Source organism: Ezakiella peruensis (assembly GCF_900215725.1).
Taxonomy (GTDB): domain Bacteria; phylum Bacillota; class Clostridia; order Tissierellales; family Peptoniphilaceae; genus Ezakiella; species Ezakiella peruensis.
Window position 1 is genome coordinate 76,689 of the sequence record NZ_LT962471.1, and the last position, 23,807, is coordinate 100,495.

The 23,807-nt window shown below is 37.5% G+C and carries 21 protein-coding genes, 1 pseudogene and 1 CRISPR repeat array (1 of these 23 only partly in view); of the genes and pseudogenes, 3 read left to right on the forward strand and 19 right to left on the reverse strand.

The annotated features are described in order from the left end of the window. Positions 1–129: a CRISPR direct-repeat array (repeat unit 36 nt; unit sequence GTTTTAGTCCTATATGAAATTACATAACTCTCAAAC) (it extends 634 nt beyond the left edge of the window). A 40-nt stretch (positions 130–169) separates the two neighbouring features. From csn2 to CUU59_RS07255, 13 genes and pseudogenes are all read right to left on the reverse strand, one after another. Then, positions 170–838, reverse strand: a complete 669-nt coding sequence (gene csn2, locus CUU59_RS07200) for a type II-A CRISPR-associated protein Csn2 (RefSeq protein WP_099951288.1) — start codon at positions 836–838, stop codon at positions 170–172. Further along, the gene (cas2, locus tag CUU59_RS07205; RefSeq protein ID WP_099951352.1) at positions 835–1,140 is read right to left on the reverse strand and encodes a CRISPR-associated endonuclease Cas2; all 306 of its coding nucleotides are present in this window, start codon (positions 1,138–1,140) and stop codon (positions 835–837) included. Before cas2 ends, csn2 begins: the two co-directional genes overlap by 4 nt. Before the next feature lie 4 nt (positions 1,141–1,144). Then, positions 1,145–2,023 (reverse strand): type II CRISPR-associated endonuclease Cas1, encoded by an 879-nt coding sequence (gene cas1, locus CUU59_RS07210; protein WP_099951289.1) that lies wholly within the window; start codon positions 2,021–2,023, stop codon positions 1,145–1,147. Further along, positions 2,020–6,132 carry a type II CRISPR RNA-guided endonuclease Cas9 gene (cas9, locus tag CUU59_RS07215; protein ID WP_099951290.1) on the reverse strand — a complete coding sequence of 1,371 codons (4,113 nt, stop codon included), beginning with the start codon at positions 6,130–6,132 and terminating at the stop codon, positions 2,020–2,022. The genes cas1 and cas9 overlap by 4 nt, the downstream gene beginning before the upstream one ends. A gap of 767 nt (positions 6,133–6,899) precedes the next feature. Continuing rightward, positions 6,900–8,366: a DUF1846 domain-containing protein gene (locus tag CUU59_RS07220; protein WP_099951291.1), complete on the reverse strand. Its 1,467-nt coding sequence runs from the start codon at positions 8,364–8,366 to the stop codon at positions 6,900–6,902. A 93-nt stretch (positions 8,367–8,459) separates the two neighbouring features. Next, the gene (locus CUU59_RS07225) at positions 8,460–9,833 is read right to left on the reverse strand and encodes an MATE family efflux transporter (RefSeq protein WP_099951292.1); all 1,374 of its coding nucleotides are present in this window, start codon (positions 9,831–9,833) and stop codon (positions 8,460–8,462) included. Positions 9,834–9,995: 162 nt separating this feature from the next. Next, positions 9,996–10,805 (reverse strand): C39 family peptidase, encoded by an 810-nt coding sequence (locus CUU59_RS07230; protein ID WP_099951293.1) that lies wholly within the window; start codon positions 10,803–10,805, stop codon positions 9,996–9,998. A gap of 9 nt (positions 10,806–10,814) precedes the next feature. After that, complete coding sequence (locus CUU59_RS08195) at positions 10,815–10,979, reverse strand: hypothetical protein (protein WP_169922891.1); 165 nt, start codon at positions 10,977–10,979, stop codon at positions 10,815–10,817. Positions 10,980–11,553: 574 nt separating this feature from the next. Further along, entirely contained in the window at positions 11,554–11,970 is a 417-nt protein-coding gene (locus tag CUU59_RS07235) for a DUF4829 domain-containing protein (protein WP_245870579.1), read from the reverse strand. Then, positions 11,969–12,443 (reverse strand): annotated as a pseudogene (locus CUU59_RS07240) (PDDEXK nuclease domain-containing protein); the annotation flags it as partial. The pseudogene CUU59_RS07240 and the gene CUU59_RS07235, both read right to left, overlap by 2 nt. Positions 12,444–12,466: 23 nt before the next feature. Beyond that, entirely contained in the window at positions 12,467–12,991 is a 525-nt protein-coding gene (locus CUU59_RS07245) for a cysteine hydrolase family protein (protein WP_099951295.1), read from the reverse strand. Positions 12,992–13,280: 289 nt separating this feature from the next. Continuing rightward, the gene (locus tag CUU59_RS07250) at positions 13,281–15,023 is read right to left on the reverse strand and encodes a DUF2207 domain-containing protein (protein WP_099951296.1); all 1,743 of its coding nucleotides are present in this window, start codon (positions 15,021–15,023) and stop codon (positions 13,281–13,283) included. Position 15,024: 1 nt separating this feature from the next. After that, complete coding sequence (locus CUU59_RS07255; RefSeq protein WP_099951297.1) at positions 15,025–15,573, reverse strand: LemA family protein; 549 nt, start codon at positions 15,571–15,573, stop codon at positions 15,025–15,027. Positions 15,574–15,709: 136 nt separating this feature from the next. Here CUU59_RS07255 and CUU59_RS07260 point away from each other — a divergent pair, with 136 nt between their 5' ends. Genes CUU59_RS07260 through CUU59_RS07270 form a run of 3 tightly spaced genes read left to right on the forward strand, consistent with a single transcriptional unit; the run spans position 15,710 to position 18,104 of the window. After that, the gene (locus tag CUU59_RS07260; protein ID WP_099951298.1) at positions 15,710–16,471 is read left to right on the forward strand and encodes an HAD family hydrolase; all 762 of its coding nucleotides are present in this window, start codon (positions 15,710–15,712) and stop codon (positions 16,469–16,471) included. 11 nt (positions 16,472–16,482) lie between these two features. Beyond that, positions 16,483–16,944: a VanZ family protein gene (locus tag CUU59_RS07265; RefSeq protein ID WP_099951299.1), complete on the forward strand. Its 462-nt coding sequence runs from the start codon at positions 16,483–16,485 to the stop codon at positions 16,942–16,944. Continuing rightward, positions 16,944–18,104, forward strand: a complete 1,161-nt coding sequence (locus tag CUU59_RS07270) for a D-alanyl-D-alanine carboxypeptidase family protein (RefSeq protein WP_099951300.1) — start codon at positions 16,944–16,946, stop codon at positions 18,102–18,104. The genes CUU59_RS07265 and CUU59_RS07270 overlap by 1 nt, the downstream gene beginning before the upstream one ends. A gap of 120 nt (positions 18,105–18,224) precedes the next feature. On the opposite strand, the gene CUU59_RS07275 is transcribed toward CUU59_RS07270, so the two are convergent. The 6 genes from CUU59_RS07275 to phoU all read right to left on the reverse strand — a co-directional run bounded on the left by CUU59_RS07275 (position 18,225) and on the right by phoU (position 23,807). Continuing rightward, positions 18,225–18,626: a hypothetical protein gene (locus CUU59_RS07275; RefSeq protein ID WP_099951301.1), complete on the reverse strand. Its 402-nt coding sequence runs from the start codon at positions 18,624–18,626 to the stop codon at positions 18,225–18,227. Between the two features lie 265 nt (positions 18,627–18,891). Next, positions 18,892–19,458: a methyltransferase domain-containing protein gene (locus CUU59_RS07280; RefSeq protein WP_099951302.1), complete on the reverse strand. Its 567-nt coding sequence runs from the start codon at positions 19,456–19,458 to the stop codon at positions 18,892–18,894. Then, complete coding sequence (locus CUU59_RS07285; protein ID WP_099951303.1) at positions 19,458–20,165, reverse strand: YaaA family protein; 708 nt, start codon at positions 20,163–20,165, stop codon at positions 19,458–19,460. Before CUU59_RS07285 ends, CUU59_RS07280 begins: the two co-directional genes overlap by 1 nt. A gap of 669 nt (positions 20,166–20,834) precedes the next feature. Further along, positions 20,835–22,484, reverse strand: a complete 1,650-nt coding sequence (locus CUU59_RS07290; protein ID WP_099951304.1) for a sensor histidine kinase — start codon at positions 22,482–22,484, stop codon at positions 20,835–20,837. Then, entirely contained in the window at positions 22,481–23,152 is a 672-nt protein-coding gene (locus tag CUU59_RS07295; protein ID WP_099951305.1) for a response regulator transcription factor, read from the reverse strand. The genes CUU59_RS07290 and CUU59_RS07295 overlap by 4 nt, the downstream gene beginning before the upstream one ends. Beyond that, positions 23,130–23,807, reverse strand: a complete 678-nt coding sequence (gene phoU, locus CUU59_RS07300) for a phosphate signaling complex protein PhoU (RefSeq protein WP_099951306.1) — start codon at positions 23,805–23,807, stop codon at positions 23,130–23,132. Before phoU ends, CUU59_RS07295 begins: the two co-directional genes overlap by 23 nt.

Below are 23,807 nucleotides of genomic sequence, written 5' to 3' on the forward strand. Positions count from 1 at the left end.
TCGGGTATACAGTGCTTCATAAATGGAGTTTTAGTCCTATATGAAATTACATAACTCTCAAACAAAACATATAAAGAAGCCTTGTATATTTATGTTTTAGTCCTATATGAAATTACATAACTCTCAAACCTCAAATTCAAAGGTTTAAGGTTAATAGCCATGACGTAAGCTATATTTCACATAGGTCTTGGTCAATTATTCTTAAATGTTCACAAGTTTTGACTTCCCTTGTGATTTTATTTTGTAGGGCTAAAAGCTTAATTTCATTGTAGCATAAGAATTTATTTAGTTCAACTAGATCTTCTTCTGTTAAAAAGCTATCTAGGTTTACTATTATAAATAATTTTTTATTCAATAATTCTGAACTTACTTTTATATACTCGGTTAGTCTTTCTAATATTGATGTTTTTTCATAATCGAATTCTACCGAGAGTGCTTTGAAGAAATTTTGGTAGTTTATTTCATCTGATTTTAGAGAAAATCTAGACCTGTACCTTAGTTCATCTACAATATTTGCAATGGCGCTTTCCATTTCTAGCTTTTTTATATACATGTCCTCTGAGCATAAGTCTTCTTCAAGTTCTGTATAGAGTTTTTTCAATATAGTAGCTGCATTGGCTTCTATATTAAATAGGTCGAATATTATATCAGTTGTTTTAGATATATCTATCTTCTTGTAGTCGTCTATAAGTTCAATTTCTTCGCTCTCTTTATTGCTAACTTCTATTAATGTTCTAAGAAAGTTAGTGAAGTGTTCTGTATCCTCTATAACCAAAGTATTTAAAGTTTTTGCCTTTATTTCATATGAGTTTTCAAGGTATTGGCTTACAAGGTTCATAATATTATCAGCCTCCTATCATCTGTGATATATTCATCTGAGACTTCGCCTACCAGTATTTCCATTCTTGAAAATTGTTTTTCAGTTATTATAAACATTTGCACCAGGCCTTTATCTGGCTTATTGTCCCTGACTTTATTGGCTATCAATTGCGCCATGCTTTGGTTAAGGGCAATTTTTGTATAGACTGATTCTTGCATCATCATAAAACCATTTTTTATTAAAAATTTTCTAAACTCCCTATAATTTCTCTTGTCTTTTGCATTTAAGGTTGGGAGATCAAACATTACTATTAGTCTCATATATCTATAACTCATACTTGGGGAACCTTAATAGTGATAGGTCTCTATTGTTTAGGGTATCAAAAACAGACCTAACGTATATGTCTATTGCTTGATTTACTCGTGTGTTTTTGTTGTCTATACTTATCTCCTTATTTAATAAATTAATTAACTCAAACTTTTGGTCTTGGTCGAAGGTCTTTTTAACACTATTATATACATGGTCATCAACAAGGCCCCTCCATGGCTCTATGAGATCGCTTGATAGATTAAATTGATTGAACATATTGTCATGAAATATGCCAATTTGTGTTATGTATCCATTTGACACAACCTGTCTATTTATCGATGAGAGTAGAATTGAATAGCCGTAATTTAGGGCAGCATTTAAATTTGAATCATCACTCCTAGAAAAATCTTTACCAAAGAGGGCATTAAAATAAACCTTTGCAGCGTGTCCTTCGCGATTTGTGCTGTCATAAAATTCAACTTCATCTATATATTTTTCTAACAACTTGTATTCGTTTTTCTTGCAAGATTTAAGGAGACTCATTTGATTTTTTATTTTTTGCCTGACTATTAGCTGCCAGACATCCCCTTTTATATAATCATCCCACTTTATCTGAGAGCGGATTTTCTCGCTAGTATTGTAGGATGAATAAAAGGGCGATACCTCTGCTGTGGGATTTCGCTTTTCATCGCAGAATATTAATTTGATTTTGTTTTTGACTATCTCATTTAATAGTGCAAATGTAATAGAGGCCTCAGTCGTATTTACAATAATGTGAGATATGTCTTTTAAGTATATTTTGCGAACCTTGTTGCCATCTTGCCTTACGACAAGATGGCTTAGTTTTAATTCAAGTTTCGCACGATTATCTATGACCACTACTCTCCAAGTCATAATTTTAACAAGTCCACTTCGTTTTCAAAGAGGCCTGTAATTGATTGGTTTATGATTTTAAATTCTTGATAGTTTCCTATATTATTAGTCTTGGAGCTCAATCTACCATAGTCTGATTTTAAATCTATAGATTTTAAGTCTTGGCGTACACCAGAAGCTCTGATGGCTTTTACTAGCATCAATAGAGTTTTACACTTTTCTTTAAAATCCATTGATTTGAATTTAAAATCTATATTTTCGATTTTATCATCTTGGAATAAATTCAAAAATGATTTTTTAAATACAGATGTTTTAAATTTATTCACTATTATATCAAACGTATTGTATACAAGTTCTTCCGTTAAATCTTGTATCCTTTCAATTGTTAGGTAATCATTCTCACTGGATTTATCAATTTGCTTTATTGCCCATTCATTTTTCTTTGGTAATATTAATTGAAGTGCACTCCTTAATTCCAATGTTTTGTCACTTCCACCAGTTATAAAATAATAAGATCCATCTATTTTTAACAAAGTTCTCATCTTTACTACAGGATATACTACTCTATAATCTTCAATTCCGAATCTATCTTTCAAATATTTGCTAAATATTTCATCACTCAATTTTTTATCATTCTTTTGCTTAGCGTATATTTCTCTTTCAACTGGCATTAATTTTCTTTCTATTTTATTTTTTGATTTAATATCCAACACTGCAAAGCAAGCCTTGTTTATATTAGTATATCCACCATATTTTTCTATTGAGCTCTTAGGCCCCTTATCTTTTAGAGGGCGACTTCCTTTGTTTTTTCTTTGCAGGGTAGCATTAAATAGTGCACCACTTTCTATATAATTCATGCGAGTAAATCTGTAGTTGGTCCCCTCTAGTTCTTTTCTTATTCTCTTGATGCTAGCATTTTTAACAGTGCCTTTTTCATCGTCTGCTATCCATGCTGTATAGCCCCCGCGCTTTACGTCATATTTAAACATGTTTTCCAAGTTATAACTTCTAGCTTTCTCTTGTTTTTTGACAAAGTTCATGGGGTCTTTGGTAAATTTTGTATTGTAGACATTGCCAACGATTATATTTATATAAGCGTCATGCATGTGGTGGAGGTCATTGACTGCACGGCATTTTACTATATCAAATTCCTGTCTGAATCTGCTAGCATTTTCTGCCTTAGAGTAAACTATTTCTGAATTTTTGCAAATGGTTTTTAAGAGATTTGCTGTTTCTTTGGTAGCCTGCCTGGTCTCAACTATTTGCCTGGATATAAATTGGACAAGTTCATCATCAGTAAATCCTGTCCTACGTGTAAGTCTGGTATATTTCTTTTGACCAATTAGTCCCTTGTCATATAGAATTTTCCAATAAGCATAGCAATTTTTATTTAAAATCTCATCCGGTATTGGGTATGAATTGCCTTTCTTGCTATTTAAATCTTTCTTAACCAAAACTCTGTTTTCAATTGAATCATCATAGATTTTTGACTTTGGATAAATGTGGTCTTGGTCATAGATGTTTTTCGATGAGAGTTCTGAAATATCAATTGGCTCAAGACTATACATACACCTGCCAAGCTGGGTGTAGTAGAGATAAAGATTGTCCCATCTGAATTTGTTTTCCTCTTCTCCTTCGATTTCACTTAAAAGATAGCTATATCTTTCTTCGCCGATTTCTGATATAAAGGCTTTTTTGCCATCCTTGTAAAATTTTAAGAGCTGATTTTTTCTAGATTCTTTTCTAGCCTTGACTTCTTCTTTGCCCCTGGCCATTTCAATAAAGATTTTCTTGGAATCAGTGCCCATTATATTTTTAATTTCATCAACTATTCTTAGACTTTGCCATAACATTCTCTTAACTGAAGGTGATAAATAAAGCTCATCAACCATCTCATAGGAGAGTTTTCTATCGTCAACTGGATTTAACTTTTGAATTTCCTCTGTAAAAGTGAAGCTGGCGCTCATTAATTCCATTAAGTTTAAATTGTACTCACGCATAAAATGGATTATAGATCCTCTTTCGCCTGTAATTTTATTGGCGCCTTCTAAACCTGTGAGTAGTTTTTTACTTAATCTGCCCCAGTCTTTATAATTTAGGCCAGCCATCTTTTTGATTTCTGAATCTGTAAAATACTTGCCGTATCCCGCCTTTATTTTCTTTTGCAAGTAAGATTTGTCATCTCCATAGAGGACGATTAGCTTGATAATTTCTTCGATTTTATCCCTATAGTCGTCGCTGTCAACCTTGTCCCCAACAATGGCCTTAAAATCGTTATAAGAGTTTAGCCCTTGTTTAAAATCCCCATCTGTGCCGGACAATAGGATTTCTCCATTTATATTAAATTCTTTTTTGAGAAGATTAGCGACAGCCTTTAATGTTACTTTTTTCCTGGTCTTAAAGAGTTGATCGAAGATTTTCTTCTTCATTTCTTCAGTAATAGGAAGATCATTTAATTTTAAATTGTTGAGTTCATTTAAAACCATATACTCATTGTAGAGAAGCGAGGCCTTTGGTAGAACTTTTTCATCTTTTAAATATGTGCACCTGCCAATTAAGCTATCTATAAACTCTTCCCTTGAAGAATCCAAATCAACTACATCTTTAAAATTCCATGGCGTGATTTCGCTGTCCTTTTGCTTCTTAATCCAAGCATATTTTGAGTTAGGATTTAAAGGCCCAACATAATATGGAATCCTAAATTCCATAATCGAAGCAATCTTGTCGCAAACGCTTCCATATTCATCGGATACGTTTAAAAATTCATGGTGTTTGGATTGGTTTTCAAGGATCTTATTTAGCTCCATAAGTTTCAATTGATAAGGTATAACTCCATTATCAGAAGATTTTATCTTTGGCATGAAATTTTTAAATTCCATATCCCTTAGCATTCCATCTATTAGTTCAAGGTCAGCTTTGCTACCATTAACTTTATTAATTTTGTATTTTATAGTTTCTAGGTGCTTTTTAGCAAACTTATAAAAAGCTTCTTGGTCTGTAAACTTATTCGCCTTCACTCTCTTGTTATTGGATATACTTGACTTGGTATATGAAACATAGTTATCGTTTACTTTTTCACTCCTAAAGATGTCGAAGTAGGCTGATTTATGGTACTGTCTAACTAGGCGCTTAAATTCCTTGAGGTCCTGGCCATGCTTGTTATATTTTTTTACAAAGGCGTTAGAAATGTACTTATTGCCATCTTTTGATTTATCGGCTTCTTTTAATAAATTTTCAAGTATAGATGAGTCATAGATTTCTTTTAATATATTTACAAGGGCAATTTTATCCCCAAGGGCTAACTCGTAATCGCTATATTTATCATCAAAACTCGTCGTAGAAAAATCCACTGATTTGATTGCCGAATCATCAAAGTCTTCAGGATTTTCAAATAGATCTACTAGCTTTTGAGAGCTACCAATCATAATAGCAGATACTGCCTTTAGAAATTTTGTATCTCCAATAACACTTTTAAGTTCTTTCTTTTTTGCGGTCTTGTTTAACTTAGGATCTGTAAGTATATTTATCAAATTTTCATTATCAAACTCAAGATCAAGACCGTATTCATCATTTAAGTGGACCTTTAATTCATTTAGAGAATTTTCAAAGGAGCTCTTTGTATCAAATTTTTGTCCTTCAAAAATAAAGTGGCCACGATTTTTAAGTAAGTAATGGCAAGCTAAATAAACCAGTCTAATATCTTTTTTGCTATCATCTTCAATCAAGTCCATAAGGAGATGGTGGATAGTCGGATATTTTTTGTGGAAGTTCTTGTCTTTAAAATCTTTATCATTAAATAAAGTGTACTTGGACTTTAACTTTTGATCTTTGTCCTCCATATAAAGGTCGCTGTTATCTAGACGCAAAAAGAAATTTGGATCTACTTTAGCAACTTCCTCTGCAAAAAAATCTTGCAAGAGACTTAAGCGTTCTTTTTTGCGGTCAAGTCTTCTCCTGGCCCCTCTTTGCCCTCGTCTTTCTTCAGCAGTTTTGGCATCATCAAAAAGACGAACTCCCCACATCTTCTTGGAGTTGAATTTTAGAACATTGTAAGCCTCGTCTGTTACTGCCCAGCCAACTGATGATGTACCTATATCAAGTCCGATATAATAATCTTTTACTTTTGTCATAAGTTACCTCCATACTTGACAAATAAATTATCCCATGCTATAATATGTATGAAATTACATGACGAGTTCAAATAAAAATTTATTCAAACCGCCTATTTATAGGCCGCAGATGTTCTGCATTATGCTTGCTATTGCAAGCTTTTTTATTGCCAAAAATTATAGCTACATAATATCTTTTGACTTGCATCTTGCTCTTTTAGCAAGATTTTTATTTAATCATTTGCAAATCACTTTAATATATTATATCACATTTGACCTAAAATTTCATTGACTTTACACTTAAAAAATAAAAACTCACGTTAAAAACGTGAGTTTAATATACCCATATACATAATTTGCGAGATTTCTTAATAATTTGCGAGGAAATTTCGTTTTAAAATCATTTTTGTCTTTCTACATAATTTGCGAGGGCCGTAAGATTCTCTAATCAACATCACGCATCCGCGTTCGTTTCTTGAGGATCTCTGACACGAGACCTGCTAGCCAATCGGTCAAAAAATTTGGTCACCATAATCTCGTCCTCGCGGCATCGAGCCTGCTCGTACGAGGTGTCCACAATAAAGTGGACGGTACATGGCTACATATATATACATTGAATAATTAATATGTTTTTATATCTCCTCTTTCCTTTTCCACATAAATTTCGCTGGAAAATTTGATGAGATTTGGAGTGGACGAATTTTTTGCCGACGCAGGTGTGCTTGGTGCACATCGAGGAGGCAAATAAATTGGGGCCGCTTCAAAGGTCGCAAATTTAACGTGAAATTTTAATAGTCGGAGGTTATGTCGATTGCTAGTTTCCTGAATAGTTCATAGTCAATCGTAGGCAATATCCCCGTCGAATGTCCTTTAAGTCCAGAGAGTCTCTTTAGGTTTCCAATACTTACCTTGGCGGAGGGGTTATACATTTGGCTAGTAGCCAAAGAAATTAAAACCTCTTCCAGATTGAGCTGGGTATTGGAATTTTTTTCTATATCTCTTTTCATATCGAGAATTGGATTTAAAATGGCTGGATCAATCATGTGGAGTTCGTCAGGCAGGCCTGAAATGAATTTCAGGGCATTTAAAAGTGCGGCTGCAGCTGAGTCCATGAGTTCGGATTCCTTGCCTGTGATGACCTGGCCGTCTTCGAGTTCAAGGGCGGTTATGTTTTTTACAATGCCCTCTTCATTGAAGATTTTCTCCTTGCGTTCGCGAGCAGCCTTAGTGGAGACCCTTTCTTCTGCTTTGAGGTTAAGCTCGTCCATTAGCCGCCTGATGTTGGCAAGCTCATCTCCATTTAACATATATTTTTTGTATTCAAATTGAGCGTTCAAATACCGCCTTATGATTTCTTGCTTGGCTGCCTGCCTGCAAACTTCGTCATCAATAATGCCGTCTTTGATGCAATTAACTCCCATATCCGTTGGCGACTTGTAGGCGTCCGCCCCCATAATCCTGTCCAGCATGCGTTTTAAGATTGGGAAATTTTCTATGTCGCGATTGTAATTAATAGCGATTTCCCCATAGGCTTCCAGATGGTATGGATCAATTTGAATAACGTCTTTTAAATCTGCGGTCGCAGCTTCATAGGCCATGTTAACCTCGTGCTTTAAGGGCAGATTCCAAACTGGGAAAGTTTCAAACTTGGCATAGCCAGCCCTGACTCCGCGAATATTTTCCAAATAGAGTTGGGAAAGACAAGTTGACATCTTGCCCGAACCCGGTCCAGGCGCAGTAACAACTACGATTGGCCTGGTCGTTTCTATATAAGAGTGCTTGCCAAAGCCCTCGTCTGACAAAATCGTGTCGATGTCGTTGGGAAAACCAGCTGTATCTTCGTGCTCGTAAGTTTTGATGCCGTCTGCATTTAGCTTTCTGATAAAGCCATCCACATTTTCGTGCTTGTAATAACGATTGATGACCACAGAGTTGACCATGATATGCTTTTCCTTGAGTGTGTCGATCAGCTTCATGCACTCGGCCTCGTAGGTCATGCCTGTGTTGTTGTTCATCTTGTTGGTCTCGATATCATAAGCGCGGATGGCAATTACCACCTCAAGCTTGTCGCGGAGCTCTTCAAAAAGGGCAAACTTAATATCAGGATCGTAGCCAGGCAAAACGCGTGAGGCGTGCATATCGCCCAAAAGCTTGCCGCCAAATTCAAGATAAAGCTTCTCAAACTTGCCGACCCTGTCCAAAATCTTTTTAGATTGCTCCTTTAAATATATTTCATTAGAAAAACCAATTTTCATATTATCACCTGGGATAATTTTATCAAATTAAAGGATTTATTGCAATAAAAAATCTTCCAATAAAAAACCTGCGTCGGCAAACGCAGGATAATTTTATATTCTTAAATTGACTTCCTCTCCCCTCATGCCTGGCAGGAGGATTTTCTTGCGCCCGTACATATAATTTATAAATAGAGCGATCGATGCCAGAGCCCAGGTAACAGGATAGGAAATGTAGAGGATAAGCCTGGTTTGATACATTTGAAAGACCGTCATTAGCCAAACAATCCTGAGGCCGCAAACTGCAACAAGGGTAATAATCATCGGCGTAATGGAGTAGCCCATGCCACGAAGGACACCAACTTGGACATCCATAATACCGCAAAGAGCATAATAAACAGCCACGATTGACAAACGCTCTAGCCCATAGACCACAACGTTTGGATCATTGGTGTATAGATTTAAAAGTGGAGTTCCCACAGCGTAAGCGCCAATGCCCATGGCCAGACCAATCACTGCAACCACAGCTAGGCAAGTCTTATAAATCTTGGAAACGCGTTCAAAATTTCTGGCCCCCATATTTTGACTGGTAAAACTCAGAGCCGTTTGATAAATTGCGTTCATGCCCATGTAGACAAAGCCCTCCACAGACCCAGCCGCAGTATTTCCCGCCATTACCACTGGTCCAAAAGAATTGATGGCCCTTTGGATCATGATATTTGAAATGCTAAACATGGCTCCTTGCAAACCTGCAGGCAGACCAATCTTTAACATGGCCCCAACCTTGTGCCAATTTAAATTTAATTTCTTGACATCCAGCCTCATTAGGTCGTCGCCCTTCATCAGACTCATGATGATCAAAACCGCAGACAAGTATTGGCTGATAACAGTCGCCCAGGCAACCCCAGCCACGCTCATCTTAAAGACAATTACAAATAATAAATTAAAAATAACATTGACTACCCCTGACAAGGTCAAAAAGTACATAGGCCTCTTGGTGTCGCCCGCCGCCCTCAAAAGGGAAGCGCCAAAGTTAAAGACCATAAAGCCCGGCATGCCAAGGAAAAATATCCGCAAATACTCAGTCGCCAAGTCCAAAACTTCAGGCGGAGTGTCCATCCACTCCAGCAAAATCCTGGACGTAAAAACGCCAAAGACCAAAACCAAAATCCCAGAAATCACCGACAAGCTAATGGACGTGTGCAAGGTATCCTGTGAGTTCTCATAATCTCTGGCCCCCAAATACCTGCCCATAACAACCGACGCCCCAATGGAAATACCAATAAAAATATTAAGCATCAAATTTATAATAGCCCCCGTTGACCCAACCGCCGCCAGGGCGTGGTCAGAGGCAAACTTACCAACTACAATAATGTCCGCCGCATTAAACATCAATTGCAAAATCGAAGTCAGCATAAGCGGCAGAGCAAATAATATAACAGGCCCCAATAAAGGCCCCTCTAACATCTCAACTCTCTTGTTAAACATTGCATGTCCCCTCCAATATATTCCGTAATTATACCACAATTTTTTTACATATTCAATCAACTTCGTAAGTCGTAATAATTTTTTAACAAATTAAAAAGTCGAGAGTTAATTAAACCCTCGACTTAGTATATAATTATATTTTGATATTTCTATAGAAATCTTTTATTTTCTAGTAGCACCAATTATATATCTATTGTTACCATTGGAATCGACAGTATTTAATATATCCATCAATGTATCAAATGAAATAAATTGGTATCCATAATATTTCCCATCCTGTTCACCATTATTATCCATAATCTTTATTCCCAAGCTTGATGTGGGAACTTGGTCATTATAATATATGATTGTAATATAATGGCCACCAGATTTTTCATAATTATAATAAGGAAGTTTTTCCATAAGAGCATTGACTACAGGAGCATGACCTCTTGATAAGCTTTCTAATATAAAATTGTGCAAGTCTTTATATGTGGGTTTTGTAATATATGTCCATTTGCTGTCAGTATACTTATTAAAAGTATCTCTCATTTGATAAACCATTGTACCCGAACTTGCACTAGTTCCCATCTCTTCAGCTAATGTTTCTTGTTTACTAGAAAGATTGTCTCCGGCGACTTTGCCTTGATCATTTGAATAATAAAGTGATGTTAATAAACTTGCAGGACCACAATAATAGTCCTCAATTTGCTTAAACATTTTAACTCTATTCTTGCTTGCTTTTAATTCTTTTGAATATTTAGAACCCGAAACCACATAGTCGTAATAATTATATCTATTCCTGGCAATAATTTCTATCATTTCCATTGCAGATTCTGGATTTAATTCTAAATCTTCTCTAAACTCTTTTAATTCCATATATTCATCAAGCACTTGTTTTTTAACTTTGTTAAATCCTTCTTCTGATTTAATCGCAAGAATAGGACTTGCAAAAAGTATCAGTGCAACTAGTAATGCAATTACTCTTTTCATAATATCCTCCTAACTATTTATATAAACAATTCCCTTGTATACAATTTCAAGCAAATCCACATTAGTCCTTGGATCTGGAATTTTATTTACAGTATAAATTGGTATATAGCCACTATAATATCCATCATTATAATAATACCTATTTTCATAAGTATCTGTTGCCAATCTATACACTGTAACTCTTACCTCTTTATAATTTCCTCCCGTTCCTGGCCCCACTCCTAAAAACTCTACGCCTATTTTCTATTCATATATGAAACCATTAACATTATTTGCCATTATATTTTGTGTTAAAAATATAATGCACAAAATGCACAATATGAAGAAAGTAGTTTTTTTCATAATATCCTCCTTTTGTTGATTCGATTTTAATTTTCTAGCGAAATAGTACGAACGCAAAATCTATTTCACATTCCTTGCGTCAAATTGCATTTTTTAATCTAAATGTAAACATGACATCTTCTTCTATAATTAGTATATCATAAAACAGATTATGCGTCAAGCCATTAAAGCGTTTCTTGGATATTTAGTTACGATTTAAATCTTAATTTCTCATAAATTTTTCCCCAATAAAAAACCAGCGAAATAATTTCGCCGGTGTGAAATGCTTAATAGCTAATTAGAGATTGTAAAATACTTGTAGGGTGTCTTATTTATTATCATCCTTCCAATCCTCTTACAATAAAAAGAAGTAGATTTTTTTCTCTACTTCTCCTTATAATTTATATTTTATTTTTCCTTATATTTTTTAATAACCTTGATCTTCTATTTTCCATTCCCTATCTTTGTCTTTTCGAACTAAGGTCCAGCTGTAATTTTTGTATTTTCCCTTACTTAATACAGGATTTTTACCAGTCACATCAAATTCTGAAAATAGAACGATAATATTATTTGGATCTATATCAGTGCCCTTGCCTGCTCCATATTTCACAAAATCTTTTATTGCATCTTCAGATTTAGCTTCATCGTAGGAAACTGCTTTTAATTCTGACCCCGGAAATGAAAAATTATCCTTTACTACTTTAATTGCAGAATCTATTTCTTCTTGGCTAAATTTACTTGAATCACCTTTATCAATTGTAATATCTCCATCTGCTTTTCCTTTACATCCTGTTAATGAAAATAAAATCAATAAAGCAAAAAGAATTCTAAAACCAGGTTTCATAATATTTCCTCCTTTGATTATATACCATGTCCACACAATAATTTGTCTTGCCGAGGCTTACCCTCTATTCATTGTCTACATACATAAAACCCTTGCCAAGTTCAAGCAAGAATTTTTCAATATGGTCTATTTGTGCTTTTTCTAAATCACTTTCCATCATCGGCTTTTCTTCTGGCAAGCCTAAAAATTCAAATACATAAGGGTCTTTTACAAGGTCGGCTGCCTTATTTATTTCATTGCCCTTTAAGGCTAGGTCTAGGACTTTTTCTTTGTTTTCTTCTCCTGATGATAGGAGCAATCTTTCAAAAAGTGAAGTTTTTATTTGTCTTTTAAGTTCTCTTACTGACCAATTTGCATTTATACTTTCTTTTTCATAGAAGCTTGGTTTTTTCTCATCGCTGAGAGATAAGAGTTCGCAATAATGGGACATTAGTCAATTTTCCAGACAGTGTCTGGCAAATTGGATATGATAAAGATTGTAAGTCCCCTTTCATTATTAAACGCCATCAAAATACTCTTCAGTATATAAAACCTCAACTTCTCCGGACCAATTTAGTATTGAACCAATAAAGTCATTGATATCTATGCCAGGCATTTCATAAATTTCTTCATCTCCAAATGTTCCCGAAGCATTTTCAATAAAAACGGTTTCATAGCCCCTGTCAGAACATAAGATGCTAGCAAACAGGCAACAATATTCCGTATTAAAGCCGCAAATATATACTTTAGACACGTCATTGTCTTTTAGGACTTGAGCAAGATTGGTTTTATAAAAAGGATTGCAAGACGTTTTTTCAATCACATAATCTCCAAGCCCTTGAATCTCTGCCCACACTTCTGCATCTCTAGACCCCTTAAAATAAGGAGTGTCTTCATCATCCGAAAGATGCTTGGTCAAGATTACAAGGTCCTTGTTCTTTTTAAAATCATCAATTAGACTTTTAATATTATTTAAAGTCTCTGAAAAATCCTTTTTCTTCAATATTCCCTTTTGCACATCCAATACAATTAATGCATTCATGATTGTCTCCTTGGTTTTTAAATTTAATAAGAATTTATCGCACGATTTGTGAAGGGCGTCAAATTTCAAAATGAAACAAAAATTTTGGGCCACATAAAGTCGCCCCTACATGGAAATTTTTGTTGCGTGAGTCAGCAGTCGTTAAAACGAAGGCTCGATTTGTGAGGAAAAATTGATGAATTTTTGTAGCTTGAGACTTTTTGACGAATGAGGCGTACTCAAGTGTACGTCGGAATGAGCAAAAAGTCGAACACTGCAAAAAGTCGCAATTTTAACCACAAATCACCCCCTAGCGGCTGCCGCCTCCAGATCCTCCTCCACTAAATCCTCCCCCACCACCGAAGGATGCTCCTCCGCCAAAGCCTGATGATGATTTTGCGCTGGAAGATCCTGAGCTAAAGCCTCTATGGGCTGACTGTCCCATGGATTGTGAGAGATAGTACATTTGATATGGGTGGATATAAAATCCATTATTAGAATTTTCTTGGGCGAAAGTATAATCTGGGATGAGTTTTTCAAAGGCCTTGGAAACTTCTTCTCCCATGCCATAAATGGTGGCGATTATTAAATAATAATCCCAGAGTTCAACTTCCCTGACCCCGCGTTCGTTAATTAGGGTAAAGTCTTTGAAAAATCTCCTCATGGCGTAGGCGTTTGCACATTCCCTCTTGCCTTTTTCTGTTAAGAGGAGTTTTTTGTCCGCCTCTAAATAATCGTTTGCCTTCAGATATTCAATGCCTCTATCGTATAATTTTTTAAACAAGTCCGTGTAAGACGAATAGTGCTTCTTAAAATATTTTTGCAACTCTTTGCCTTCCAGGATAGAGTTGTCACCTGCAGCTTCAACTACTGCCCTCCATAAAGAACCTTCTTCGCTGTCCAAGATATTTGGCTCTTTTAAAATAATCAAGGACTGTTTCTTTTTATTTTCTAGATTTTCATCAGGTCTCAAGGCCCCTTCCTTTATCCACTTTAAGAAGTAAGCTGAGAATACATTTTCCTCCAGCTTTTTGGGTGGATTTTTTTGCTGGGCCATGAAAAATATGGCTGGAATATAATTGTCCAAGAGGGTGTCCCTGTAATAAGGCGGATTTTCAAAGTCAACTTCCTTGAGGTTTTTGACTTTTTTCCTTGAGCTAGCCTTAAAGATTCCCCGGCCAATCAAGATTAAAAATAAAACCCAAAAGCCACTAAAGGCATTTCCAATAAAACGGAAAAAGCTCGAGAGCCTGGAAGGGCTTTTATAATATCCCCCATTATATTCTGGATATTCATCTCCGCCATGGTAATCAGACGAATTATCTTCATTATCAAATGAAGATCCCACAAAGGCCCTGTCCTTTAAATCTTCAAAAGTCCCTTGTCCCTGATAAGAGGGATGAATGAGGCCTTTATCAAAAGCCATCATCAGGGTCATAGATGATCCGCTGTCGTAACTTTCGTCAAGGGCGACAACTTTTCCCCCATCAAAATTAATGGTCCCCCTGTTGCCAAAGGACCATATACGGGCGTTTTCTTCAGATAATTCGACCCCGTCCACACTTAGAGTGACCCTAACCTTGTCAGGTGCTGGATTCATCTGGTCGTTTACAAAACGAATTAAAAATCCATCGTAATCTTCAAAGGCTTGGACTGCATTTATATAATCAAAGCTGACCATATAAGTATAGTCGCCCATCTGGGTCTTACCCCAGCAGAGCTCCAGGCCATCACCAGTATAATTTATCCCATAGCGAAGACTCTTGGAATCAAAACTTCCATCCACATTCCAATTATCGTCCTCAGTCCATTCCAAGCCGTCTTCGCCTTGTACGCGAAAATTTGAAATAGACATGTGGTTTAGATTTTGCATTGGGATATACCACTCAGTCCCGTCGGTGTTATAAACCCTCCACTCCTGTGTTACATGAGCCGTCCCATCATCTGTAATATTAACTTTTACATTGATCTCTTCTATGGAGTTTGCCCCGATATTTATTGCTAAAAAACAAATAAATATTGCCAGCAAACTCAACTTTAAAAATTTTTTCATCTTAGATATCTAGATTTGGCATCTCCGTTTTTTCATCAGGAGTTTTGATGTAGTCTTCTGCCTTATAGCCAAGCATGCCTGCAAACAAAGATGCTGGGAAGACTTTTACAGCTTGGTTTAACTTAGTGGTCGTGTCGTTAAAGACCATCCTTGCCATGCGAACATTGTTTTCGTAGCCGTTGATGTCGTTCATGAGATTTGAATAAAGGCTGTCGGCCTTAAGGTCTGGATAATTTTCCACGACTAGGCTTATCTCTCTCATAGCGCTTGAAAATGCATTGTCGTTTGCCTCTACATCAGCAGCAGTCTTTGGCATGGAGCCCGACCTTTGACCAATAACATTCATCAGCGTATCCGCTTCGTGGCCTGCGTAAGATTTAACGGACTTAGCAAGTTGAGTCAGGGCATCCCACCTGGATTGTTGTTGGACACCAATGCTTGATAAAGCGTTTTCTCTTCTTTCGCCTAGGCCTACCAATTTTCTTTGCAGAGAAATTACATATAAAATAATTAAAACTGCAATACCTAAAATAATATATAATGCTGTCATAATATACCTCCTTATATTTATTATACCCAATCAAAAGTTTTTTCTAATTATTATAAGCGTAAAATAAATTTGACATTTGTCCTCTTCCTATTATAAAATTAAGGTGTATAATGTATACTGGAAATGAGGAGGACAGATGAAAAAAAGACGAGCCATATTTTTTGATATAGACGGAACCCTGGTGCCCTTTGGCGACGAGCGCTGGACTGACCAAACGGTTGGCGTTTTAAAGGAGCTTATAAATCGCGGCTATGATTTATTTATCGCAACTGGCCGCCACCATTTAAACACGCCCAAGTACATCAAGGAAAGCGGTCTTTTTACTGGCTTTGTCTGCTTGAACGGACAGATGATTTTTGTGGATGACAAGTGCGTCCACCAGGCTGCAATTTCTGACTCCGCCATCCAAGGGCTTAAGGACTTTTGTAATGCAAGAGATTTGACTGTCATGTTTGCAAGCGCTTCTTATTTTCATTTGTCAAAGCCCGACAAGGACTTCGAAGCCTATGTCGAACAGCTGACCACTTATAAATACGATCCAAATCCCGACGCCCCGATTTTGCAGGCGACCATGTACATTGAACCTCATCTTGACCAAGACCTGCAGGCGGTCATTCCCGACTGCGTAATCACCCGCTGGAACGACAGGTACATTGACATAAATGCCAAGTCGTCTTCCAAGGCCGAGGGGATAAAATATTTTATGAAACACTTTAACATTGACCACAAAAACACAATAGCAGTTGGCGACGCAGGCAACGACCGGTCCATGATAAAATTTGCTGGGACAGGAATCGCCATGGGCAACGCCGACTTTGAAACCCAAGCCTGCGCAGACATAGTTATAGGCGCCGATATCGACGGCGGAATAAAAGATTTATTAGAAATTTTAAAATAGAAAGGAGAAACATGGCAAGGAAAAATGATCGTGCTACAATTGTTAGAGTAGTCGCCTTTATAATTTTAATATATTATGTATACGTGCTTTTGAAGACCTCGATCTTTACAAGGCTTTTTTCAAAAAATTTAATGAGGGGCTTGGAGCTCACGCCCTTTAAGTCATTGGCTTTTACGGCAGACGCCTTCAAGGATCCGGCTGGAATTTTTCGGTCGACTGGTTTTAAGACCCTGTCCGGCCCTGTCTTTATGTTTTTGCCACTGGGCTTTCTCTTGCCCTTTGTCAATCCCCAGCTCAAAAAATATATAAATATACTTGGGATTACGGCGGCCCTATCTCTATCGATTGAAATCCTTCAATACATTACAAAAACTGGGATCAGCTCAATCGACGACTTACTCTTAAATATAATCGGCGCATCACTTGGATTTTTAATTTACAAAATCCTCCGCTTTGCCTTTGTGAACTCATAATGAAAAATATTAAAAGATATTTGGCGGCCGTCCTCGCTCTTCTTATCTTCCTCAGCCCAATTTCCTTGGCCAAGGAAATCGAAACGGACGCGGCCTACGCCATCTACGATTATTCAACCAATAAAATATTATACGGACAAAAAATCGACGAGGAAATTGCAATCGCTTCTGTCACAAAACTCATGACAGCCCTCCTGGTCTTCGAGCAAATCGAGGCCGGCGACCTAACACTCACCGACACCTACACTTACAGCCAAGAGGAATTAAATCTTTATATGTATGGTTCAGATGTTGGCATTCAACTGGGTCAAAAGGTCACTGTGGACGAACTCTTGCAACTACTTATGATTCGGTCTTCCAATTCATCGGCCCAAGCCCTAGCAAAACTCATTGCTGGAACCGAAGCAGAATTTGTTAAACTCATGAATGCAAAGGCCCAGGCCCTGGGCATGAGTCACACGCGTTTTATAAATAGCCACGGCCTACCTATAATTGCGACTGACGATCAAAACACATCGACTATCAAGGACCTGACAATTATGGTCAAAGAACTTTACTCTAAGTATCCGCAAGTCATCGACTACTCGAAAAATGCTGAGGCAAATCTAGACCGCATTGGCATCCATATAAAATCGACCAATCCTTTACTCGGCTACAAGACCGTGGACGGATTAAAAACGGGGACCACAAGTCGGGCTGGTAAGTGCCTGATTGCAAGTGCAACTGAACCTGCAGAAGGCATCGACCTGACCAGGCGGGTCTTTACATTTTTGTTTGGTGCAAAAACTGATAAAGAAAGAATGAACGTGTCCAGAGATCTAATCGACTTGGCCCTGGACGACTATGTTTACAAGAGGGTTATCGGCACTGATATGACTTTCAAGCAAGACCTGGATCCCATTAACTTTGACCAGGAATCCATAGAAATAATTCCAGCCCACACACTGGACAGGCTCTTGGACAAAAAATATCTCTACCAGCTGGAAGTCTTTCACAATGACCCAGTCGAAGAGGACATCAAGGCCGGCGACCTCATGGGCAAGCTAGTCCTAAAACAAAACGGCGAGGAAATTGACGCCGTCGACTTGATTGCAAAAACATCGGTCAAAAGAAGCCCAATGCTCAGGCGCTGGTGGAAGAAAATTAAATCATGGTTTTAAAAAAATATCCCGACGTGTAAATCCGCCGGGATTTTTTGTGATTTCATTTTCAAAGCCAAAGGACCTAAGTTTCATAATTATTTTGTTGTAAATTTTTCATGAAGAAAACGATTTTCTACATTAATTCCATAATAATTCCAACTCACCTGTTGCTTTTTCAAATTTTATAATCAAATAGTATCGACATTTTTTATCAACATTTATACTAGAATTTGGCATATCAGAATCCAGACCTAACAATATTTTTTTGTTACTGTCCCATATTTCTGCCGAAACAAGCCCATTTTCAACTTTACTCTTTAAGCAAAAATCATAGGTGCGATTTTCCTTAAATTTAACTATTTTTTTAATATAGCCATTGCAGGATGCAAATTTTATCCTGCATTCTTCCTTATTTCTAAGGGAACCAATAAATAATTTAGCTGTTTTCCTACTTATTATTAAATAACCCTTAATCCACAAAATATAAAACATTATGCTTAAAAAAGTAATAAATAATATCCCTATAAATAAGTATTTCATCTTCTTGTCTCCCTCTTTTTTAGATTGTTTTTTATAACAAGTGGAAATATTCTAATTCTTTTCAGATTCTTGTACAATCTCTTTACATCGAATATTATTTCTTAAAGGCCAGAATCTTGCCTCTTTTGATATATCTTTCCATATTTTCGTGGCCCCACTTGTTAAGATATTCTTCAGTCAAATCTTCTTCGATTACTGCATAGGGATCAAAGCCGCATTCCTTTAAAATATTTTCTAACGAATCCTTCGTTATAGACCCGCCGACTCAGGTGGCGTGCATATGGGGATCGTCAAGTATTTCCTGGGGCAGAGGATTTATTTGAACAATATCAGAGATTGAAAGCCTTCCGCCTGGTTTTAAAATCCTATAAATCTCTTGATAGACCTTCTTTTTATCTGGCAATAAATTTATAACGCAATTTGATATTACGCAGTCGCAAAAATTGTCAGGCAAATTAATATCGTCAACTTCGGACACAATAAAGTCCGTATTGTCAAAGCCGCGTTTTTCCTTTATATAAGAGGCCTTTTCAACCATCTCTGGCAATTTGTCAATGCCGATTGCCTTACCCTTGGTCACAATCTTGGACGCCTTAAAAACATCCATGCCCTTGCCCGAGCCCAGGTCAACCAAAATATCCGTCTCTTTTAAATTTGCATTCTCAATAGGATTGCCGCAACCAAGTCCTAGGTTGGCCCCCAACTCTAAATCTTCTTCTGTATAACCAAGAGACAGGGCCAGCCTCCGCTCCATCTCGCCGTCCTTGCTAATACCATCCTGGTTTGCAATATTCCTATAAAAATCAGCAGTTGTCTTTTTAAAATCTTTCATTATAAATCTCTCCTAAATACATATAATTTATCATTTGAATTTTCTTTATCATATACAAAACCATCATCATTAAAATCTTTCAAGTAATCTAGATTTGTAATTTTATTTTTCACTATAAAATTCGCCATCTTACCCCTAAGTTTTTTGGAAATAGTCGAGTGGCGTCTTATCTTTCCATCCCTAAGCTCATAAAAATCAAAGTCTATAAAGTCAAAATCATCTCTCTTAAGCAAAGATGAAAATTCATCAGAGGCCAAATTTAAAATCCTCTCACCTTTTTCAAAATAATTATTATAATAGTCCGCCCAAAGTTTCTTCAGGCTCATCCCCTTGACCTTGATCCCGGTATTAAAGTCCAGGCGATAGGGTTTGATCAAGTCGTCGGTCCTCAGCGGTCCATAAAAAGCAGAGAGTATAATTACATGGTCTCTGGCAAAATCATCAGTCGCATCAAAGTCAATTTCCCTAAAGGCCATGCCCTTGTACATATCGATGGCATAATAGGCGTCACTCTTGTCAAAGTCCTGGTAATATCCGTAAACCTCGTCAGCGAGCTTGTCGGACACCTTAAGCTTCTTTTGCAAGTCATTCTTTGACATCTTTTGAATTTCTTCCAAAATCTCCTGGGAAATCTCATTTAATTTTATCTTTTTATCTATACTCTTTTCAAAAGCCATCTCCTTGGACGGCGATAAAATAATCTTCATATCCACCTCTATTATCTATATACCACAAAATCCACAAATTAAAAGAGCCGGGAATCAATCCCAGCCCTTTTATCTATTTTCTTAGGAGAAAATAATATGAATTATATTATTTTTCAGAAAAATTTAAATCATCCTACGATTCTATAATCAAAAACAAAAGTTCTTAGACACATCCATAGGAGAAAAAGTTTATCTCGCCCACGGGACATTGAGTCTCCGTGGCCGAGGTGTCCACAATAAAGTGGACGGTACATGGCTACATAAATATCCGTTGGATAATTAATGTGTTTTTATATGTCCTCTTTACCTTTATACATATAATTTGCGAGGAAAAATTGATGAATTTTTGACTTTTGAGGCAAGACTTTTGCGGGCGACATAAAGTCGCCCCTACAACGTTCTAAAAAATCGTCTTGCTTTTACAGCACTCGTAATTTGCTATGGCCGTAAGATTCACCAATCGAGCATCGTTACACTCGCTCTCTTGGGAATCTCTGACACGAGACCTGCTAGCCAATCGACGGCGTCCTTACGGACTTGTCTCTTGGGCTAGGGCTTCGAAATTTCGTTGAGATTCGACGTGAAAAATTTAATCGGTCATGTAGCGTCTACCTTTATGGTAGACAAACCGATTAAATTTCACGAGAATGTCGCGAAATTAACCGCAAATCAATACGGAACCTCCACACTAAAGACCGTTCCCTGTCCAAGTACACTCTCCAAGGATATCTTTCCCCCCAACTTATCCACTCCATGTTTTACAATCGAGAGGCCTATGCCTGAGGAGTCCTTCCTATGTCTGGATGGGTCGACTGTGTAGAAGCGTTCAAAGATTTTTTCTTGGTCTTTGTCAGATATTCCGATGCCGTTGTCTTCGACTTGGATCATAAAATAAGTCTCGCGGTCAATCAGATTTACCTTGATATATCCATTTTCTTGGCCGTATTTGTAGGCGTTATCTACCAGATTGTAGACGATTTCTTCGATGATCTTTTTGTTGCCTTGGTAATTTATCTCATCGAGTTCTTTGTCTAGTCTGATATTTTTTTCTTTTGCTTTAAGTTCATACAAATCCAGAGTGTTTTTAACGATTTCATCTACTCGCAAGTGTTCGGTTGGAATTTCTTCCATTTCTTCCAGCTTGGAGAGATTCATCATGGATTCGATAAGCCTTAGGATTCTCTTGCCTTCTTCTAGGATTGTGCCGCCAATTTTTTTGACGTCGCCTTCATTTACCTTGCCGATAGATAAGAGCTCTGCGTAACCGTTGATGGATGTGAGCGGAGTCCTGAGTTCGTGGGCAACATTTGAAGTAAATTCCTTGCGTTCGCGTTCCAAAACTGCAGCTTCGGTCACGTCTCTTAGGACGATAATCTTGCCTAACAATTCGCTGCGACCAGTTAGTGGTGTGATGATGGCCCTGACTTGTAGGTCTTCAATTTCCATATCCACAGTTGAGGCTTGGTCTTCGGATAAGCCCGCTATAAACTTTTCGTCGCGGGTCAGATAAAAGACCGATCGATTAGTGTAATCCACATGGACGTCGCGGCCCAAGAGTATGAGGGCTCTCTTGTTGACGAGTTCAATCCTGTTTACATCGTTAACAAAAATCAAGCCTTCTCTCATGTTGGCCAGCATAACTTCCATGGTGTGCCTGTAATCTTCCAGCTCTCCCATCTTTTGATTGAGGCTTTCTCCTTGGTCCTCGATAACTCTCTTGACCGGATAGAGCTCCTTGTACATGAGACTGCCGCCAGTTGTCAGATTTTGAACTTGGTCTTTCAAATCATTTACAATTGAATTTGAAATGGCGTTTCCAATTATAAAGGTGATTATCATTGCCAAAATTATAGTAAAGATTACTGGCAAGAGGGCCTTTTGAAAGGACCTGTGTATATTTTGTTGGGGTTCGGAGATTCTTAAAACTGATCCTGTGTCTAACCTAACTGCGTAGTAATAATAGTTTTCGTGCATGGTCTCCGAATAGCGGATGGCGTTGCCGTGGCCCATTTGTCTGGCCTCGATAATCTCCTCACGCTCATCATGGTTTTCCATGTCCTCAAACCACTTGTCGGAGTCGTAGGCTACGTTGCCGTCTTCATCCACCAGGGTTATACGCATGTCTTTGAAAGCGTTCTTGGCTTTTTTATAATATTCTATATCCTCAGTCATGGAGCCCATGAGGTCAACTAGATTTTGCAAGCGCTTTTCGTGGGCGTCCTTGCTATTGTTGTAAAGTACGACCGATGTCAGGGCAGCGGTTATAAGAATAGCAAGCACAACTAAAATTGAGAAGCTGTTGTATATTTTTCTTTTCATCTGTCCTCCATTTTGTATCCAACATTTCTAATCGTCTTTATATACTGACCTTTTTTGCCTAGCTTTTGCCTTAAAAATGCGATGTGCACGTCGACCGTTCTGGATTCGCCTTCAAAATCAAAGCCCCAAATCTCAGACATAATCTTGTCTCTGCTTAAAACTATGCCCTTGTTTTGGACCAGGTAGGCCAGGAGTTCGAATTCCTTGTAAGTGAGTTCAATTTCGCTATCGTCAACATAAACCCGTCTGGAAATTTTATCTATACGTATGCCGTTTGCTTCGATAATGGTCGAGTCGTCTTGGGAAACCCGCCTCAAAATCGCCCGCACTCTGGCACAGAGTTCCAAAATCGAAAATGGCTTGGTGATATAATCATCTGCGCCCAAGTCCAGGCCCTTGACCTTGTCTATCTCGTGGTCCTTGGCCGTTAGCATGACTACAGGCAAATCCTTGTAGGAATTGTGCCTGAGCCAATCTAAGATAAATAAACCGTCTTCGCCTGGCAGCATTATATCAAGCAAAAATAAGTCTGGGGTCTCTCCTTCCAAGCCCTTTTTCATGGACTTGAAATCTTCAAAACCCTTGACTTCGAAACCTTCATTTGAAAGTGCATATATAATTAAATCTCTAATGCTCTTGTCGTCCTCAACGCAAAATATCTTGGTCATCATTGTACTCCTTTAACGATGGATGAGTACCCGTCTCTGCATACACCACCCATTCGGCAATGTTTTCAGCATGGTCGCCAATTCTTTCGACATACTTGGCTATTTGCAAAAAATCTAGGGCAAGCTCTGGATCGTATTTACCTTCTTTTATAATGTTGATTATATTTACCCTGACCTTGAGGAAGTCTTCGTCGACTATGTCGTCCTTGGCGTCTTGGTCTTCGGCCAGTCGCACGTCTTCAGCTACAAAGGCATCCATACTTATCCTAAGCATATCTTGGACTGTCAGATACATATTTTCTAAAATCGGGTAGTCAAAGGGAATCTTTTGGTCAGGCATGAGCTTTTGAATTTCTGCAATGTCTTCTGTGTGGTCACCGATTCTTTCCAGGTCGGTAATTATTTTTAAGACAGATGCTATAGTTCTAAAATCCTTGGCCCGTGGACTATGAGTTACCAATAACCTTAAGCACTTGGACTCGATTTCCTTTTCCATGGCGTCCGTCCGTCTGTCGTTTGCTATAATTTCATCCAACATTTTTTTATTATTTTGGTCAAGGGCCACAAAAGTATCACGCACATTTGCTTCTACAAAGGCGCCCATATTTATCAAATCTTGTTTTAATTGACCAATTTCTTTTGCTAAGTTTGTCAT